We start from the raw sequence: 18215 nt of genomic DNA, 5'->3' as shown, positions 1-18215 counted from the left end.
ATATTTTTATTATAAAAATATTTATTTTTATGATTGCTATAAGAGAGGAGAAAAATAAAAATGAAAAAATACGTTTATTTCTTCGATGAAGGAAATAAAGACATGAAAAAATTATTAGGTGGTAAAGGTGCCAATTTAGCTGAGATGACTAAAATGGGAATACCAGTTCCCAAAGGTTTTACAATTACTTCAGAGGCTTGCATCGAATATACAAACGATAATAAATTTCCAGAAGGATTACTTGAACAAATCGATAAAAACCTAAAAACATTAGAAAAAAACGCTGGTAAAATTTTTGGAGACCCAGAAAACCCATTATTAGTTTCAGTTCGTTCAGGAGCAGCAATTTCAATGCCTGGTATGATGGATACAATTCTAAACCTTGGATTGAATGAAAACACAATTCAGGGAATTATCAGCAAAACAAAAGATGAAAGATTTGCATATGATAGCTACAGAAGATTCATACAGATGTTTGGAAATGTTGTAATGGGAATAAAGAGTGAATTTTTTGAAGAAATACTGGAGATGATTAAGGAAAAGCAGAAAGTAGAAATTGATGCCGATATCGATACTGAGGGTTTAAAAGAAATTGTTAGAAAGTATAAAGAGTTGGTTAAAAAAGAAACTGGAAGAGAATTTCCGGATAATCCTAAACAACAGTTAAATATGGCTATAGAAGCAGTATTCAGCTCATGGGATAATAAGCGTGCAATAACTTATCGTAAAATCAATAAAATACCTGATGATTTAGGGACAGCAGTTAATGTACAGGAAATGGTATTTGGAAATATGGGTTACGATTCAGGCACTGGTGTTGGATTTACCAGAAATCCTTCAACTGGTGAAAAAGAAAATTATGGTGAATATTTATTAAATGCACAGGGAGAAGATGTTGTAGCTGGCATTAGAACACCAAAACATTTAGATGAATTAAAAAATGATATGCCAAAAGTATATGATGAATTAATAAAAACTGTAAAAATATTGGAAAATAATTATAAAGATGTACAGGATTATGAATTTACAATTGAAAAGAATAAACTGTATCTATTACAAACCAGAACAGGTAAACGTACTACGCAAGCTGCATTAAAAATTGCAGTTGATATGGTTAAAGAGGGAATAATTAATAAAGAAACAGCCGTGATGAGAATTGAACCAATTCAGCTTAATCAATTACTACATAGAAGAATTGATCCGGAAGCAGATATTACGGTTATAGCAAAAGGATTACCTGCTTCACCAGGGGCAGCAAGTGGTAAAGTTGTTTTTACAGCTGATGAAGCTGAAGAAATGGGGGGAAATGGTGAAGATGTTATATTAGTCAGAACTGAAACAACCCCGGATGATATTCATGGAATGGTTGCATCTAAAGGAACTTTAACAAGTCGTGGGGGTATGACAAGCCATGCAGCAGTTGTAGCAAGAGGTATGGGTATGCCATGTGTAGCAGGATGCAGCGATATTGCTATAAATTCCGGAAAAGGGATATTTACTATCAAAAATGATCAAGTTGTTAAAAAGGGTGAATATATTACAATAGATGGTGGAACTGGAAATGTTTATAAAGGTAAAGTTCCGATGATAGAGCCGAAAATGAGTGAAGAATTTAAATTACTCCTTTCCTGGGCTGATGAAATCAGAAAACTTGGTGTATATGCTAATGCTGATACACCTGAAGATGCTCAAAAAGCTAGAGATCTGGGTGCTGAAGGTATTGGTTTATGCAGAACAGAGCACATGTTTATGGCACCTGAGAGACTTCCAATTGTACAGGCTATGATTATTTCTGATACGAAAAAAGCAAGACAGGAACAATTAGACAAATTGCTTCCAATGCAAAAAAGCGACTTTTTAGGTATATTAAAAGCAATGCAAGGGTTACCGGTTATTATTCGCTTACTAGATCCCCCTTTACATGAATTTTTACCTAATTTTGAAGAAACATTAGTAAATGTTACAAAATTAAGATTAGAAAAACCACAAAATAAGGCAGAACTCGACAAACAGGAAAAAATTCTTGAAAGAATAAGGATGTTACAGGAAATGAATCCTATGCTTGGATTGAGAGGTTGTCGCTTAGGTTTGTTATATCCTGAAATTTATGAGATGCAAGTGAGGGCTATTATCGAAGCCAGTGTAGAATTGCAGGATAATGGTATAAATATAAAACCAGAAATAATGATTCCTTTAATTGGCCATATCAATGAGTTGAAACCTATTTACAACAAAACAAAACAAATTGCTGAGAAGATTATTAAGGATAAAAACGTAAAACTTGAATATAAAGTGGGAACCATGATTGAGTTACCCAGAGCTGCATTAACAGCCGATGAAATTGCAGAATATGCGGAATTTTTCTCATTTGGAACTAATGACTTAACCCAAACAACTTTTGGTATAAGCAGGGATGATGCAGAAGGGAAATTTTTATTAAAATACGTTGAAGAGGGAATTTTAAAAGAAAATCCTTTTGAAGTATTGGATGTCGATGGAGTTGGAAAATTAGTAAGAACCGGAACAGAATTGGGAAGAAAAACAAGACCTGATTTAGAAGTAGGTATATGTGGTGAACATGGGGGAGAACCAAGCTCAGTTGAATTTTGCCATAAAGTAGGATTGAATTATGTAAGCTGCTCTACATTTAGAGTTCCAATAGCCAGACTATCTGCTGCTCATGCTGTGTTAAAAGAATAAAACTGAAAAATTAATATAGCATTAAAAATATATTAGTTATGTAATAATTGTAAATACAAGGTGGTTTCCATTAATTTTAAAAAGGAAGCCACCTTGTAATTTAGTAGTTAATATAGGAATATAAAGTATTATATGTGTATAAAATAGTCAATAATATTATCAATTAAAGATTAAAAGTATATTTTTATTAGTTAAATAAAGGAGTTAAAAAAAATGACTGTAATAAAGCTAATGATTATTGTAAGTGGTTTAATTTCATTATTTTATGCTATGGTGCTTGCAAAAAATGTGGTTTCAGAAAAACCGGGAAATGATTTAATGCAACAACTATCAGGCTCTATCGAGAAAGGTGCTATGACATTTCTCAAAAGGGAATACTCAATTTTAATATTTTTTGTTGCAATAATTGCTATTATTATTTTTTGGGTTAGAGGGGGAATAACCGGTATTTCTTTTATTCTAGGGGCAGCTTGCTCTGCCTTAGCAGGATATATTGGTATGAAAATAGCCACTAAAGCAAACACAAGAACTACATTTGCAGCCCAGGAATCAGGAATGGCAAAGGCACTAAAAATTGCTTTCTCCGGAGGTGCTGTTATGGGTTTATCAGTAGCAGGTTTTGGTTTAATAGGATTGGGGGCTCTGTATTACTTTTTTGAAGACCCAAATCTTATTAACGGATTTGCCTTAGGTGCAAGTTCAATTGCATTATTTGCAAGAGTAGGTGGAGGAATATACACAAAAGCTGCAGATGTTGGTGCAGATTTAGTTGGTAAGGTAGAAGCAGGAATACCCGAAGATGACCCAAGAAATCCTGCTGTTATTGCAGATAATGTGGGAGATAATGTAGGAGATGTGGCAGGAATGGGTGCAGACTTATTTGAATCATTTGTAGGCTCTATTTTGTCTTGTATGATTTTGGGGGTTATTCTGCATGACTCAGTTAATTATGTTATATACCCATTAATTCTTGCAGCTTGCGGCATTATTTCAGTAATTATTGCAACTTTTTTTATTTCTCCAAAAGATGATCAGAGTATTCATAAAGCATTAAATTCAGGAACCTATATTAGTGGAGCATTAGTATTAATTGCATCATTAGGTTTATCTTATATGTTATTTAATTCTATAACTATATTTTTTGCTACAGTTTCCGGGTTAGTTGCCGGAGTAGTTATTGGTTTAATTACAGAATATTACACTTCATATGATTATTCTCCTGTTAAAAAGATAGCTGAAGCCTCTCTGACTGGACCTGCTACGACGATTTTGGAAGGATTTGCTGTGGGACTAAAAAGTACCGCATTACCTATAATTATAATATGTTTGGCAATTTATATTTCTCATTATTTTGCCGGATTATATGGTATTTCTGTAGCAGCAGTGGGAATGCTTTCCATTGTAGGAATGACTGTATCAGTAGACTCTTATGGCCCAATTGCAGACAATGCAGGTGGTATAGCTGAAATGGCCGGGTTAAAACCGGAAGTAAGAGAGATTACTGATTCCCTGGATGCTGTTGGGAATACCACTGCAGCAATTGGTAAAGGATTTGCAATTGGTTCAGCAGCATTAACAGCCCTGGCACTATTTACGGCATATAGTAAATCTGTGGAGCTAAGTGTTATTAGTATTACAAATCCCATGGTTATGATTGGTATTTTCCTTGGGGCGATATTGCCTTTTCTTTTTGCTTCTATGACAATTGAAGCAGTGGGTAAAACTGCATCACTAATGATTGCAGAAGTCAGAAGACAATTCAAAGAAATTCCCGGCTTAAAGGAAGGTACTTCAAAACCTGAACCTGAGAAATGCGTCGATATTAGTACAAAAGGCGCATTAAAAGAAATGATTATACCAGGATTAATCGCAATAATAGCTCCTATTTTAGTTGGTGTTTTGTTAGGACCGGAAGCACTGGGTGGACTATTGCTGGGATCTGTAGTTGTGGGTGTATTTTTAGCTATCATGATGGCTAATTCAGGTGGTGCCTGGGATAATGCAAAAAAATATATTGAAAAAGGTAATTTTGGCGGTAAAAACTCTCCTGCTCACCAAGCAGGAGTTATTGGTGATACAGTTGGTGATCCGTTTAAAGATACAGCAGGACCATCCATGAATATATTAATTAAAGTAATGTCCATAGTGGCTTTAGTTTTTATACCGTTATTCTTATAATATTAGAAAGTATTAACATGAAATATATTAATAAAATTAAGAAAATAGATTATAAAACTAAAACTTTATTTTGAATATAATTGATATTATTAATAAAAAAAAGAATAAAAAAGAATTAACAGCATTTGAATTAGAGTATGTTATAAATGGTCATATTAAAGGTATAATACCAGAATATCAAATATCATCAATTCTCATGGCTATCTGGTTTAATGGGTTATCTGAGCGGGAAACAAATGATTTAACGATGATCATGGCTGAGTCCGGAAAAATATTAGACTTAAATAAAATTCCTGGAATAAAAGTTGATAAACATAGCACAGGTGGAGTAGGGGACAAAACAACTTTAGCATTATTACCATTGATTGGGTCTGCCGGTGTACCTTTTCCAAAAATATCCGGTCGTGGATTAGGTCATACCGGTGGAACCATTGATAAGTTGGAATCAATTAGTGGATTCCAAACTAACCTTAAAATCAGTAAGTTCATAGAAAATGTCAGAAAAATAAATGCCTCAATTATAAACGCTAGTAACAATATTGTGCCAGCCGATAAAAAAATATATTCTTTAAGGGATGTTACAGGTACAATTGATAGTATACCTCTTATAGCAAGTAGTATTATGAGTAAAAAAATTGCAGGTGGTGCAGATGCAATTGTGTTAAATGTAACTGTTGGCAAAGGGGCGTTTTTAAAAAAAATCGATGACGCAATATTATTAGGGGAAATAATGTCAAATATTGGGAAAAAAAATAATAAGGATACATTTGTCATTATATCATCAATGAATCAGCCGTTAGGTTATTCAGTGGGGAATTCTCTCGAAGTAGAGGAGGCAATTAATCTACTTAAGAATAAAGGACCGGAAGATTTAAAGGAAATATGTTTATTTATCGGATCTCATATGCTAATTGCTGGTGGAATTGTAAGTAGTTGCCCGGAAGGTATTGAAATATTAAAGAATAAAATAGAAAATGGTCAAGCTTTAGAGAAGCTAAAGCAGATAGTCAAAATGCAAATGGGTGACATTAAACAGATAGATGATACATGCTTACTTTCAAAGACAAAATATCAAAGAAAAGTATATTCTGAAAAGAAGGGATATATTAAATCAATAGATGCCTATAAGATTGGAAAAGCTTCAATGATCCTTGGTGCTGGAAGAGAAAAAAAGGATGATAAAATAGATTTAGCAGTTGGTATAGTACTTAATAAAAAAGAGGGAGACTATATTAGTTTAAAACAAAACTTTGCAACATTGTATTATAATGATGAGAGAAAAAGTCTTGTAGCACACAATATAGTCAAAAATGCATTTTCCGTTTCTGATGAGAAACCGGTAAAAAAGCCTTTAATACTGGCTACTATCGATAAAAAAGGTTTTAAAATATTTTACTAATATAATCATTAAAGATTATATTATTTAATATTATGGTGTTATAAAAAAAATAATATTTAAAATGGAAGAGTGTTATGAAGGTAATCATTGGTCATACAAGTGCAGATTTCGATTGTCTTGCCTCCATGATTGCTGCAAAAAAAATATATTCTGATTCTGTAGTTGTTTTTCCAGGGGCAATAGAGGAAAATGTTCGAAAGTTCCTTTCGCTATATGGGAATACTTTGAATATATCTTCTTTAAAGCATATTGATATGGATAATATTTCCGAAATTATTATTGTAGATACAAGACAAAAAGATAGAATCGGACCGTTTGAATTATTATTAAATAAAAAAAATATAAAAATAAGAATTTATGATCATCATCCAGCCTCTGATAATGATATTGTTTCAAAAAATAACATCATAAAACAGGTTGGCGCGACAACCACAATATTATTACAGTTAATAATCAAAAAGAAAATACCAATAACATCTTTAGAATCAACAATATTTGCTCTGGGAATTTATGAAGATACCGGCTCTTTGAGTTTTTCCACAACTACTAAAGAAGATATAGATGTATTAGGGTATCTTTTTTCGATTGGTGTCAATTTAAGGACTGTTAATAAATTTACAAACACAGGTTTGAATATACAACAAAAGAAACTTTTAAACCAATTGATTTCAAGTTCTCAGGAAATTTATTTTAAAGGAATCAGTGTAGTTTTTGCAAAAAGTAAAACAAAAGAATATATAGAGGGGTTAGCCCTCGTTACACACAAATTGCTTGAAATTCTAAACAGTGACATAATTTTTGTTTTAGTTCAAATGAAAAACAGGGTTTATGTTGTTAGCAGGAGCAATAGAGCAAATGTAAATGTTGGAGACGTAATGAAAAGTATTGGTGGTGGTGGGCATTCTCAAGCTGCATCAGCAGTAGTAAGAAAGATATCCCTATCGGAAGTTGAAGACAAAATAAAAAAAACACTAAATAATTATATAAAAATTGAAACAATAGCGAAAGATATCATGACCAGTCCAGTGAAAAGTTTAGATGTTAATACAACTATAGAAGAAGCTTCTAAGATTATGTTGCGCTATGGACACAATGGCTTTCCTGTAATGGATAAAAATAAACTGGTTGGCATTATTACCCGTCAGGAAATTTATAAAGCTAATCATCATCATTATGAAAATGAAACCATAGATATTTATATGTCAGAAAATATTATTAGTGTAAATTTAGATACCCCGATATTAGAGATACAGGAATTAATGATTAGATATGATGTTGGAAGGGTACTGGTTTTAAGTAAAGACGGAAAATTGGAAGGAATTATTACAAGAACAGACTTAATCAGAAGTCTTTATGGGGAAAAAGATATCAATAGAGAATCATATACAATATATGAAAATAATAATGGACACTATAATTTAAGAAAAGAGAATATTAAAAACCTGATTCAAAAATATTTTCCCAGGGACATACTTGAGATTTTGTATTACATAGGAAAAACAGGTGATGAATTAGGTTATTCTGTTTTTATGGTGGGGGGTATTGTAAGAGACTTATTCTTAGGAATACCAAGTTTAGATCTTGATATTGTCATTGAAGAAGATGCTTTAAAATTTGCCCGCTATTTTAGTAATAAATTAAAAGGAAAAATAAGGTCACATCAAAAGTTTAAAACGGCTGTTGTTGTTTTACCAAGTGGACTAAAAATTGATTTTGCATCGGCAAGAAGAGAATTCTATGAGTTTCCTGCTGCATTGCCAAAGGTTGAATTTGCTTCTATAAAAAAGGATTTATATAGAAGGGATTTTACTATAAATGCTATGGCTATACAATTAAATGAAGATAAGTTTGCAAGATTGCTTGATTTTTTTGGCGGTAAAAGAGATTTAGAGTCAAAAAAAATAAGGATTTTATATAGTCTTAGTTTTACTGAGGACCCGGCTAGAATAATAAGAGCGATTCGATTTGAACAAAGGTATGATTTTACAATTGAACAATCAACTGAAAAATTTTTAAAAAAAGCAATAAAAGAAGGTTTGCTATCTAAGATTAGGAAAAAAAGACTAAGCGAGGAATTTTTTATATTATTACATGAAAAAAAACCAGTAAAAGTTCTTAAAAGAATGGATGAGTTGGGAGTTCTTTCTGGAATAATACCAAAATTTTCACTGAGCGATGATTTGGTAAAAAGATTGGAAGAAGTAGAAGAAATACTAATTAGATGGCATGAAAGATTCCCAAAAGAAATCATTAATAAAAGTATGATATATATATATTATTTACTGAAACTCTCAGATATAGGAATAAAGAACATTACAAAGAAAATTGAGTTAAATAGTAAAAATATAAAAATATTAGAAAATATTATTGATGAGAAAGAATTAATTGTTTCTATTTTGAAAGATAAGAAAACATTGCCAAGCAATATCTATTATTATCTAAAAAGTATTAATAATGAATTATTATTTATTCTATTTTTAGAAAACTATAATAATGAAACAATAATTAAAAGAATTAAAGATTACCTGGATATTTATAAATATACATCTACTTATATAACGGGGAATGATTTAATCAAAATTGGTATGAGACCCAACCCGATTTATGCTAAAATATTAAAACTGATATTATACCTCCAGCTAAATGGTATTTTAAAGAATAAGGATGATGAGTTGGATTTTGTCAAAAAAATTATAGAAAAAGGGATTGTTTAATATATATTATGATAAATAATATTTTTGAAATTATATGGAGTATACCTGCTGTATTAATAGCTATAACCTTTCATGAATATGCTCACGGATTTGCTGCTTATTATTATGGAGATCCTACGGCAAAATTAGCGGGAAGATTAACGTTAAATCCTATAGCGCATTTGGATCCAATAGGAACAATAATGTTGATTATGTTTAGAATTGGATGGGCAAAGCCCGTTCCGGTTAATTATGGAAACTTAAGAAATCCCAGAAAAGACATGATAAAGGTTTCTTTAGCTGGCCCAATATCAAATATTTTAATAGCTTTTTTATTTTCCATCATTTACCGGATTAATAATTTATTTTTACAAAATATTATTTATAGTGCACTTGGTAATATACCAAATCTTGTATTAACCCTTATAAGGGGATGGATTATTTTTTTACAAACAGGAATTTTGATTAACTTAGTCCTGGCATTTTTCAATTTAATACCAGTACCACCTCTGGATGGTCATCATATTGCAATTGGTATTTTACCAATAAAATGGGCAAAGATATATTCTAAAATAAATAGTACTTACGGGATGTTAATTTTATTAATGCTGATTTGGACTGGTATTATTGGGAAAGTAATATTTCCAATTGCTTTTTACATCTTTCGTTTTTTAACATAATCAAAGAAAGATAAAAATCATTATATATAATTAATTTTTAAATAAAATAATTTGCATACAAAGGAGGCAAAAATATAAATGAAAGAAGGCATTATTTTTAGCGGAATGAGGCCCACTGGGAGACTGCATATAGGTAATTATTATGGAGCACTTAAAAATTGGGTTAAACTACAAAATAATTACAAGTGCTATTTTGGAGTAGTAGATTGGCACGCACTTACAACAGGTTATGAGGATACATCAGATATTAAGGAAAATATGATAGAAATGGTTACAGACTGGCTAAGTGCTGGAATTGATCCTGATAAAAGCACTATATTAATACAGTCCCAAGTTCCGGAGCATGCCGAACTTCATTTATTATTATCAATGATTACACCATTAGCATGGCTGGAAAGAAACCCTGTACTAAAGGAGCAGGTTCGTGATCTTAATCTAAAAGATAATATGGGATATGGTCTTCTTGGCTATCCAGTATTGATGGCTTCTGATATATTAATTTATAAGTCTAATGCTGTACCGGTAGGGGAAGACCAGTCACCCCATGTTGAATTAGCTCGTGAAATAGCCAGGCGTTTTAATAATCTTTATAGTCCTGTATTTCCAATTCCAAAGCTAAAACTGTCACATACTCCCAGAATACCTGGGACTGATGGAAAAAAAATGAGTAAGAGTTTGAAAAATGATATTACTCTATCTGATAAGCCAGAAGATATAAAAACTAAAGTTCTTTCAATGATTACAGACCCAAAAAAAATAAGATTGTCCGATCCCGGACATCCCAAAGTATGTGTAGTTTTTAGATATCATGATATTTTTAACCAGGACGAGATAAAAAATATTGAAAAAGATTGTAGAAATGCTAAATTGGGGTGTGTGGCATGTAAGAAAAGATTGGCAGAAGTTTTAGTTAATACCTTTCAATCTTTTCGGGAAAAAAGACATTATTATGAAAATAATCCTAAATTAGTCTGGGAAATATTAATGAAAGGGAGTCAGGATGCTAGAAAGGTAACCAGGCAGACTTTAATCGATGTTCGAAAGGCTATGAAAATAGACTATGCATGAAAAAAAATGAAGTAAACAATGTAAAAATAGAACAATACGGTATTTCAGTAGAGCAATTATTCTATAAAGCAAAAAACAATGAAATTGACCCAAACGAAATTTCTTTATTAGAAATAATTGAGGAGTATTTAAAATATATTATTTTAACACCGGCAAAGGGAATAAATATAGATATTGTTGCTGATTTTCTTGTTTCTATTTCAAATCTAATACTTTGGAAGTCTAACTTGTTATTACCGGTTAACAATGACATGGAAGATACAGAAAATGACATTGAAAATAGTATATCCAACGAAGAACTTTGGGTTGAATATCAAAAATACCACTCCTTAGTTAAAATACTTGAAGATAGGGAAAACAAACAAAAAGATATTTATTTAACGTACCTGGATCCAAAGATAGAGCAAGAAGAAAGATTCAAACAGAATGAATATTCTGACTTAATTTTAGCAATTGAAGCTGTATTATCTCGAAAAAAAGAATATAAAACTATCAATATAAAAAAAAGGGAATACAATATTGTCCAAAAAATTGCTGAGATTGAAAATAGCTTTAAACATAATAATGGAAAATTATCTTTTTATAAATTGATTGCCAATAATTATACAAAAATAGAAATAATTGTGACATTTTTAGCTTTATTAGAATTAATATGCCAGGGTAAAGTATATTATAGACAATCTATAAATTTTGGAGATATTATATTTTATAGAAAGGATGATAGGAAATTAGCAAAGAAGAAAATAAATCACAAAATAATTGGAAAAGAATAATTGAAGTACTACTTTTTTTGTCAAATAAACCTATACCAATAAAGAAAATTAAAGAAATTACCGGTAAAGAAAGTAAAGAGATAAAACTGATAATTGATGAGCTTAAGGGTGAATATCTGGAAAATGATCGACCATTTTTTATTCAAGAGGTTGCCAGGGGGTTTTCATTTGCTACTAAACCGGATTATTCCCAGTGGGTTAAGAAATTGTATAATAATGAAAAAAAATATATATTGTCTAAAGCATCTATTGAAACTTTAGCAATAATTGCATATAACCAACCGGCAACACGTATGGAAATAGAAAAAATAAGAGGAGTAAACTCCAGTAGTATATTGCTTAATATGTTAAAACATGATTTTATAAAGATTTGTGGGAGAAAGAAAATGCCGGGAAATCCATTATTATACAGAGTAACAGAAAAATTTTTGCTACATTTTGGGTTGAAAAGCATTTCAGATTTACCTCCTATTGAGCAGTTGGGAATTGGTGATGATGAAAGTAAGATTACAAAAGTACTTAGCCAATAACGGTATTGATTCAAGAAGAAAAAGTGAAGATTTAATTGTACAGGGGCAGATAAAAGTAAACAACATAGTTGTGACAAAACTTGGTACGAAAATTGACCCGGCAATTGATATAATAAAAGTAAATGATAAAGTAATCAAGAAAAAACAAAAAAATATTTACATAATTTTAAATAAACCAAGAGGATACCTTTGTACACGACATGACCCTTTTGGAAGACCAACCATATATGATTTATTAAAGGACATTAAAACAAAAGTAAATTATGCAGGACGGCTTGACTATCTATCAGAAGGGCTTGTTTTTTTAACAAATGATGGAGATCTTATTCACCATTTGACTCATCCTAAAAAAAGTGTTCAAAAAATCTATGTGGTTAAAATAAAAGGATATCCTAGCCAAAATGATTTATTACAACTGGAGAAAGGTATACCGCTTACAGAGAATTTTACTACAAGTCCATGCAAATCTATAATTCTTAGAAAAAATAAAGATAATTCTATATTGCAAATAACAATTCATGAGGGTAAAAAAAGGCAAATCAGAAGAATGCTTTCATATATTGGATTTAATGTAGTAAGATTAAAAAGAATAAAAATAGGATTCTTGACTATTGAGAATTTAGAAACAGGAAAATACAGATATCTTACTCCGAATGAGATTAAAAAAATAAAGAAAATTGAAATATAAAAGGTTAAAAATTGAAATATAAAAAAAAAGGAATAACTATAACAATTGATGGACCTGCAGGTTCCGGAAAAAGCACAATAGCAAGAATACTGGCTATGAAAATAAGTTATAATTATATTAATACAGGAGATCTTTATCGATATGTAACTTATTGTGCAATTAAAAATAAGTTAAATGTAAATAGCCCGGAATTAATGGATAATTTATCAAAAAAAATTGTAGAAGAGTTAATAGTTAACAGGGATAATTTAGAGTTCATATTTCAAGAAGATAGCTATATTAAAAAACAAATACACAGTCCTGATATAGATAAAAAAGTGTCACTGGTAGCCCGACATTTTACAGTACGTAAAAATCTGATTCCTCTTCAGCGTCTGCTGGCTGAAAATAAATCAATAGTAATGGAAGGAAGAGATATTGGATCAGTGATTCTACCAAATGCTGATTTAAAATTTTACCTGATTGCAAATGAGAAAACCAGAACAGATAGAAGATATAAAGAGCTTAAAGAAAAAGGATTTAATGTTACCATAGATGAGGTAAAATCAGAAATTAAAAAAAGGGATCAGATAGATAGCAAAAGAAAGTTTGCCCCATTAACAATTCCTGAAGATGCTATTATTGTAGATACATCGGATAAAAGTATTGAAGAAGTAATTAACCTGATGTTAGAAAATGTTAAAAGTCAGGAGAGTGTGTAATTTGGAAATTATAAAGGCAAGGAATATGGGCTTTTGTTTTGGTGTAAAAAGGGCTGTCAACAAAGCAGACAGGGCAATAAAAGAAATAAAAAATAATGGCATATATATGCTTGGAGAAATAATTCATAATCCTCAGGTAATTAAAGAATTTACAGAAAAGGGAGTAAAAATAGTAAATGAAGTTACCCAGGTACCGTACAATGCATATTTAATATCCAGAGCACATGGTATTTCTCTACACGAAAAGAAAATTGCGGAAAGCCGCAATATAAAACTAATTGATACAACTTGTCCTTATGTAAAAAAATTACATGAGATTACAAAACTTTTGAGGAAAGAAAATTACCATATTGCAATATTTGGAGATTTGGATCACCCTGAAATAAAAAGTTTATTAAGTTACAATACTAATAATACAGCAGTTATCCAATCTATTGATGAAATAAAAGATTTTTTGTTGGCAGGCAATAAAAAAGTTGCTTTAGTTTCTCAAACAACTAAAAACACAAACGACTTTAATAAAATTGCAATTAAAATGATAGATAAAGTAGAGGAATTAAGAATTTTTAGAACAATATGTAATTCAACTACCCTCAGACAAAGCGCAGTTAGTGAACTGGCAAAAAAAGTGGATATAATTATAGTTGTAGGTGGTTTAAATAGTGCAAATACTGCTCGCTTGGCACAGATTAGTAGAAAAATAGGAGTAAAAACCTATCATATCGAAAGTGAGAATAATATAGAAGAAGCCTGGTTCAAAGGAATACAAAAAATAGGTGTTACCAGTGGGGCATCAACACCGGATTATGTAACAGAATCTGTTATTAGAAGAATTAAGAAGATACCACAATAATTATTATTCCTTTTATCTGTCTATCATAACAAATAATGATAAGCGCAAATACGGTAAAATAAAAAAAGAAGATTATATTTTAAAAAAAAATAAAAATAACCTTCTTTTTAAAAATTAATAAAAAATTATTTTTAATTAGCCATTTTTTTGTACTCGTCCAGATTTAAGACATTTAGTGCAAACATTTAACTTTTTAACTGTATTGTCTACTTTTACTCTTACTTTTTGAATATTTACAGACCACTTTCGATTACTTAACTTATGTGAATGGCTGATTTGTTTTCCAAATAGTGGAGCTTTACCACATACATCGCATTTTGCCATACTAAGTTCCTCCGACTTCTTTAATCTTGAAAAATCACAGATTTTATTTTATCATAATTAAGTATTAATAATCAAGCAATTATATAAAGAATTATTTCTATGTATTTAAAAATCTAAAAAAAGGTTATTTAGTTATGAGAATAATAGCAGGAAAATATAGGGGATTTACCTTAAACACCATCCCGGGAAAACTCATCAGGCCAACTCCGAGTAAAGTAAGAGAAGCAATTTTTGATATTATTGGGTTTAAAGTTGTTGATTCTGATTTTTTGGATTTATTTGCTGGAACAGGAGCAATTGGAATTGAAGCTATCAGCAGAGGAGCAAAAAGTGTTACTTTTGTTGAAAGAAACAGAAATGCAATAGAACTGATAAATACAAATTTAACAAAGATAGGAGAGAAAGAAACTGCTACTATTGTTAAAAATGATTATATCTATTCATTAAAGTTTTTAAACGAGCAACAAAAAAAATATGATATTATCTTTTTAGATCCGCCATATAATAAAGATTTATTACAAAAGACTTTAAGTGAAATTGACAGAAGTTCTTTGTTAAAAAATAATTCAATAATCATAGCACAATATCAAATTCATGAAAAAATGCAAAACAATTTTTCAAGAATTCAAACTATTAAAGAAAAAAGATATGGCAAAACAAAAGTTACAATATTTAGTTACAATAAACAATTTAAAAAAGGGGAAAATAATGATTAAGGCAATTTATCCAGGAAGTTTTGATCCAATTACAAATGGGCACCTTGATATTATTAAAAGGGCTAGCAATATTTTTGATAAAGTAGTTGTTGTGATTGCAGAAAATGCTCGAAAGAAATCTTTTTTTTCGATTGAAGAAAAACGGGATATGATAATAAATGCTGTGAAGGATTTAGACGGGATTGAAGTTCAACTATTCAATGGTTTATTAATTGAATGTGTGCGTGCAAATAAAGCAAATGTTATAATTAGGGGGATGAGAGCAATATCAGATTTTGAATATGAATCACAATTTGCCTTAATTAATAAAAAAATGGCACCAGAGATTGAAACAATATTTATGGTAACAAGTACTGAGTACTCTTATTTGAATTCAAGCATTGTAAAAGAAATAGCATCATTTAATGGATGTATTCGAGATTTAGTACCCGAATATGTTGCAGAAAAACTAAAGGAGAAATTTAGAATAAAATAAAAAAAGGGAATCATAATTTTAATAGTCTAAGATAATTATTCTATTAGTATAATCCTGGCCACCTATTTTTAGCTCTTTAGAATTGTATCCCAATACATATAAATTTGTAGCCAGTATATCGTATTCTAACATCATTTTAGCAATAGTATCTCTGCTGTTACTACTATTTTTCAGGTTGAATTGTTTTGGTCTCATAATTATTGGTAATTCAGATTTTAACTTGAGTTTGTTTATAATAATTTTTCCATATTTGTTCAAGCCGAGTATACGACAATATAGTGGTCCAGATTTATTAAAAGTAGCCACTTCTTTTTGAGTTAATGACATCAGTGAATGTATTAATATTCTCTGTATTCTTGTTCGTGTGAATCGCTTGCTTTTGGTCCTTTGAATTAACCCTTCAATATCGGTTGACAAAATTGCTGCCTCCTTCAATCTATTTTCTAATCCTTCTTTAATACCATGTATTTTTTTAATTTCGACAAGTTTTAATTTTCTCAATTGATACAGAATAGACTGTTCAAAAGTTGATAGATTAACAGGATTGATTCCTTTGGAAAGTAGAGATGATATAACCTGAAAAGATGTGTCGGGTATAATTGACTCTAAACCATCTAAGAGATTTGGATTACAATTGTTAATGTTATCAAAGATTCTTTCCCTTATTGCAGTAGCACTGGAATATTTACCTTCCAGGGATTTTTTTGAATAGCTTGAACCAATACGTTTAACAGGTACAGGTTTTATCAAGCTTTTTGTATTATTTAATGATATTAAATACTCTAAAGCTAAAATGTTATTAGGTTCCTGTAGTATTTCTTTAATCCGGATTAAAGGTATTTCTTTGATTATTGTGTCAAATTTTTGACAATAATCCAAGATCGCTTTTTCTCTACTTTTGGGGTAGTTATAACCGTTTTTAACACCACATTTTAGCATTCGTTGTATAAAAGGAGGTTCTTGCCTGATTAGTTCGGCAATCTTAATTAGAAAATCAATTCGGCTTTCTTCACAACCAAAGGAAATATAATCTACAATACCTAACGCATTTAAAAGACGAATTCCTGAATGAGCAAAAATCTTTGCATCCTGACTGGCAAAAACAAAAGGCAATTCGACTACCAGGTCAATACCGGATAATAATGCCATCTTTGTTCTAACCCATTTGTCAAATAAAGCAGGCTCTCCTCTTTGCAAAAAGTTACCACCCATTATTGCTATTGTATATTTTGCCCCGCTTAATTCTTTTGCCTTTTGTAAATTATAAAGATGGCCATTATGAAAAGGATTATACTCAGCTATAATGCCTAATGTTTCCATGTGTTTCCTCGTAAAAAGTTAAAAATTATGCTATAATTATACATTATTTTACCAAAATTCTTAAAACAATTATTTGGGAGGAGATTTACAGTAATATGAATATTTCAAAAAATATTAGAGAAAAAGCGAAAGAGAGCGTCAAGACAATTGTTTTGCCTGAAGGAGAAGAAATCAGGATGGTTGAAGCTGCACAAATAGTTTACAATGAAAAGTTCGCAAAACTTGTTTTTCTGGGAAAAGAAAGCAAGATAAAAGATTTAGCCAGAAAAAATAATATTAACTTCCCGGATGAGATTGAAATTATTGATCCCGAACACTCTGATAATTTAGAGAAATATGCTCAAACCTATTACAACTTAAGAAAAAATAAAGGAGTTTCATTAGATAAAGCCAGGGAATTGTTAAAAAACCCACTATATTATGCAGCGTTAATGGTATACCATGATGATGCAGATGGCCTTGTAGCTGGTTCAGTGAATGCAACAGGGGATGTTTTTAGACCTGCCTTACAAACAATTAAAACATCTGAAAAAGTGAAAATTGTATCAAGTTCCTTTATTTTAATAGTACCTGATTGTCCTTTTGGAGAAAATGGAGCTATGTTATTTGCTGATTGTGCTTTATTTCCAGAGCCCAATGCTGAGGAATTAGCTGATATTGCAATTGCCAGCGCAAATACCGCCAGGGTATTAATGGGAATAGAGCCAAAAGTTGCAATGCTCTCATTCTCAACAAAAGGAAGTGCAAAACACCCGCTTGTGGATAAGGTAATTCAAGCTACTGAAATTGCAAAGAAAAAATCTCCTGAGTTGAAAATTGATGGAGAACTTCAGGCAGATGCAGCATTAGTTCCTGAAATTGGAAAGAGGAAATCCCCCGAAAGTAAGATAGCAGGTGAAGCAAATGTTCTTATTTTTCCAGATTTGCAAGCAGCAAATATAGCATATAAATTAGTGCAAAGACTGGCAAAAGCAGAGGTGATAGGGCCAATATCCCAGGGTATGCGTAAACCGGTAAATGACTTATCCAGAGGGTGTACTCCTTCCGAAATAGCAGATGTTGTTGCAGTAACAGCTCTACAGGCAAAAGGTATTTAAAGAAATATAATATTAATAAA

General features: G+C 30.8%; 16 protein-coding genes. 14 read left to right on the top strand and 2 right to left on the bottom strand.

What is annotated here, in order from left to right:
• The first annotated feature begins 60 nt into the window (after window positions 1-60).
• From ppdK to PHQ99_01610, 11 genes are all read left to right on the top strand, one after another.
• Complete coding sequence (gene ppdK / locus PHQ99_01660; GenBank protein ID MDD4288286.1) at window positions 61-2700, top strand: pyruvate, phosphate dikinase; 2640 nt, start codon at window positions 61-63, stop codon at window positions 2698-2700.
• Between the two features lie 213 nt (window positions 2701-2913).
• The gene (locus PHQ99_01655; protein ID MDD4288285.1) at window positions 2914-4878 is read left to right on the top strand and encodes a sodium-translocating pyrophosphatase; all 1965 of its coding nucleotides are present in this window, start codon (window positions 2914-2916) and stop codon (window positions 4876-4878) included.
• A 70-nt stretch (window positions 4879-4948) separates the two neighbouring features.
• On the top strand, window positions 4949-6277 hold the full coding sequence (locus PHQ99_01650; GenBank protein ID MDD4288284.1) for a thymidine phosphorylase: 1329 nt from the start codon (window positions 4949-4951) through the stop codon (window positions 6275-6277).
• Between the two features lie 74 nt (window positions 6278-6351).
• Window positions 6352-8991 carry a CBS domain-containing protein gene (locus tag PHQ99_01645; GenBank protein MDD4288283.1) on the top strand — a complete coding sequence of 880 codons (2640 nt, stop codon included), beginning with the start codon at window positions 6352-6354 and terminating at the stop codon, window positions 8989-8991.
• Window positions 8992-8999: 8 nt separating this feature from the next.
• Complete coding sequence (locus tag PHQ99_01640) at window positions 9000-9650, top strand: site-2 protease family protein (protein ID MDD4288282.1); 651 nt, start codon at window positions 9000-9002, stop codon at window positions 9648-9650.
• 78 nt (window positions 9651-9728) lie between these two features.
• Window positions 9729-10718 (top strand): tryptophan--tRNA ligase, encoded by a 990-nt coding sequence (trpS, locus tag PHQ99_01635; protein ID MDD4288281.1) that lies wholly within the window; start codon window positions 9729-9731, stop codon window positions 10716-10718.
• Window positions 10715-11491, top strand: a complete 777-nt coding sequence (locus tag PHQ99_01630) for a segregation/condensation protein A (GenBank protein MDD4288280.1) — start codon at window positions 10715-10717, stop codon at window positions 11489-11491. Before trpS ends, PHQ99_01630 begins: the two co-directional genes overlap by 4 nt.
• A 17-nt stretch (window positions 11492-11508) precedes the next feature.
• A complete protein-coding gene (gene scpB, locus PHQ99_01625) occupies window positions 11509-12021 on the top strand; it encodes an SMC-Scp complex subunit ScpB (GenBank protein ID MDD4288279.1) in 513 nt (170 codons plus the stop codon).
• Window positions 11984-12709 carry a pseudouridine synthase gene (locus PHQ99_01620; GenBank protein ID MDD4288278.1) on the top strand — a complete coding sequence of 242 codons (726 nt, stop codon included), beginning with the start codon at window positions 11984-11986 and terminating at the stop codon, window positions 12707-12709. The genes scpB and PHQ99_01620 overlap by 38 nt, the downstream gene beginning before the upstream one ends.
• Before the next feature lie 11 nt (window positions 12710-12720).
• Window positions 12721-13410, top strand: a complete 690-nt coding sequence (gene cmk, locus PHQ99_01615; protein MDD4288277.1) for a (d)CMP kinase — start codon at window positions 12721-12723, stop codon at window positions 13408-13410.
• Between the two features lies 1 nt (window position 13411).
• A complete protein-coding gene (locus PHQ99_01610) occupies window positions 13412-14263 on the top strand; it encodes a 4-hydroxy-3-methylbut-2-enyl diphosphate reductase (protein MDD4288276.1) in 852 nt (283 codons plus the stop codon).
• Window positions 14264-14398: 135 nt separating this feature from the next.
• Here the strand turns inward: PHQ99_01610 and rpmB are convergent, their stop codons facing one another.
• Entirely contained in the window at window positions 14399-14587 is a 189-nt protein-coding gene (gene rpmB, locus PHQ99_01605; protein ID MDD4288275.1) for a 50S ribosomal protein L28, read from the bottom strand.
• Between the two features lie 83 nt (window positions 14588-14670).
• On the opposite strand from rpmB, the gene rsmD reads away from it, so the two are divergent.
• Window positions 14671-15303: a 16S rRNA (guanine(966)-N(2))-methyltransferase RsmD gene (gene rsmD, locus PHQ99_01600; protein ID MDD4288274.1), complete on the top strand. Its 633-nt coding sequence runs from the start codon at window positions 14671-14673 to the stop codon at window positions 15301-15303.
• Window positions 15296-15778: a pantetheine-phosphate adenylyltransferase gene (gene coaD, locus PHQ99_01595; protein ID MDD4288273.1), complete on the top strand. Its 483-nt coding sequence runs from the start codon at window positions 15296-15298 to the stop codon at window positions 15776-15778. Before rsmD ends, coaD begins: the two co-directional genes overlap by 8 nt.
• Before the next feature lie 18 nt (window positions 15779-15796).
• Here the strand turns inward: coaD and PHQ99_01590 are convergent, their stop codons facing one another.
• Entirely contained in the window at window positions 15797-17098 is a 1302-nt protein-coding gene (locus tag PHQ99_01590; protein ID MDD4288272.1) for a nucleotidyltransferase, read from the bottom strand.
• Between the two features lie 95 nt (window positions 17099-17193).
• Here PHQ99_01590 and pta point away from each other — a divergent pair, with 95 nt between their 5' ends.
• Entirely contained in the window at window positions 17194-18195 is a 1002-nt protein-coding gene (gene pta / locus PHQ99_01585) for a phosphate acetyltransferase (GenBank protein MDD4288271.1), read from the top strand.
• Window positions 18196-18215: the final 20 nt, after the last annotated feature.

This window comes from Atribacterota bacterium, from assembly GCA_028703475.1.
Taxonomy (GTDB): domain Bacteria; phylum Atribacterota; class Phoenicimicrobiia; order Phoenicimicrobiales; family Stramentimicrobiaceae; genus JAQVMU01.
This window is presented reverse-complemented; position numbering and strand designations above follow the sequence as displayed.

What these genes read in the sequence shown, in the direction of transcription:
- rpmB (MDD4288275.1), bottom strand. Translation starts at nt 14,587, where the DNA reads ATGGCAAAATGCGATGTATGTGGTAAAGCTCCACTATTTGGAAAACAA.
- ppdK (MDD4288286.1), top strand. Translation starts at nt 61, where the DNA reads ATGAAAAAATACGTTTATTTCTTCGATGAAGGAAATAAAGACATGAAA.
- trpS (MDD4288281.1), top strand. Translation starts at nt 9,729, where the DNA reads ATGAAAGAAGGCATTATTTTTAGCGGAATGAGGCCCACTGGGAGACTG.
- PHQ99_01655 (MDD4288285.1), top strand. Translation starts at nt 2,914, where the DNA reads ATGACTGTAATAAAGCTAATGATTATTGTAAGTGGTTTAATTTCATTA.
- PHQ99_01590 (MDD4288272.1), bottom strand. Translation starts at nt 17,098, where the DNA reads ATGGAAACATTAGGCATTATAGCTGAGTATAATCCTTTTCATAATGGC.
- PHQ99_01620 (MDD4288278.1), top strand. Translation starts at nt 11,984, where the DNA reads ATGATGAAAGTAAGATTACAAAAGTACTTAGCCAATAACGGTATTGAT.
- PHQ99_01630 (MDD4288280.1), top strand. Translation starts at nt 10,715, where the DNA reads ATGAAAAAAAATGAAGTAAACAATGTAAAAATAGAACAATACGGTATT.
- PHQ99_01640 (MDD4288282.1), top strand. Translation starts at nt 9,000, where the DNA reads ATGATAAATAATATTTTTGAAATTATATGGAGTATACCTGCTGTATTA.
- PHQ99_01645 (MDD4288283.1), top strand. Translation starts at nt 6,352, where the DNA reads ATGAAGGTAATCATTGGTCATACAAGTGCAGATTTCGATTGTCTTGCC.
- coaD (MDD4288273.1), top strand. Translation starts at nt 15,296, where the DNA reads ATGATTAAGGCAATTTATCCAGGAAGTTTTGATCCAATTACAAATGGG.
- pta (MDD4288271.1), top strand. Translation starts at nt 17,194, where the DNA reads ATGAATATTTCAAAAAATATTAGAGAAAAAGCGAAAGAGAGCGTCAAG.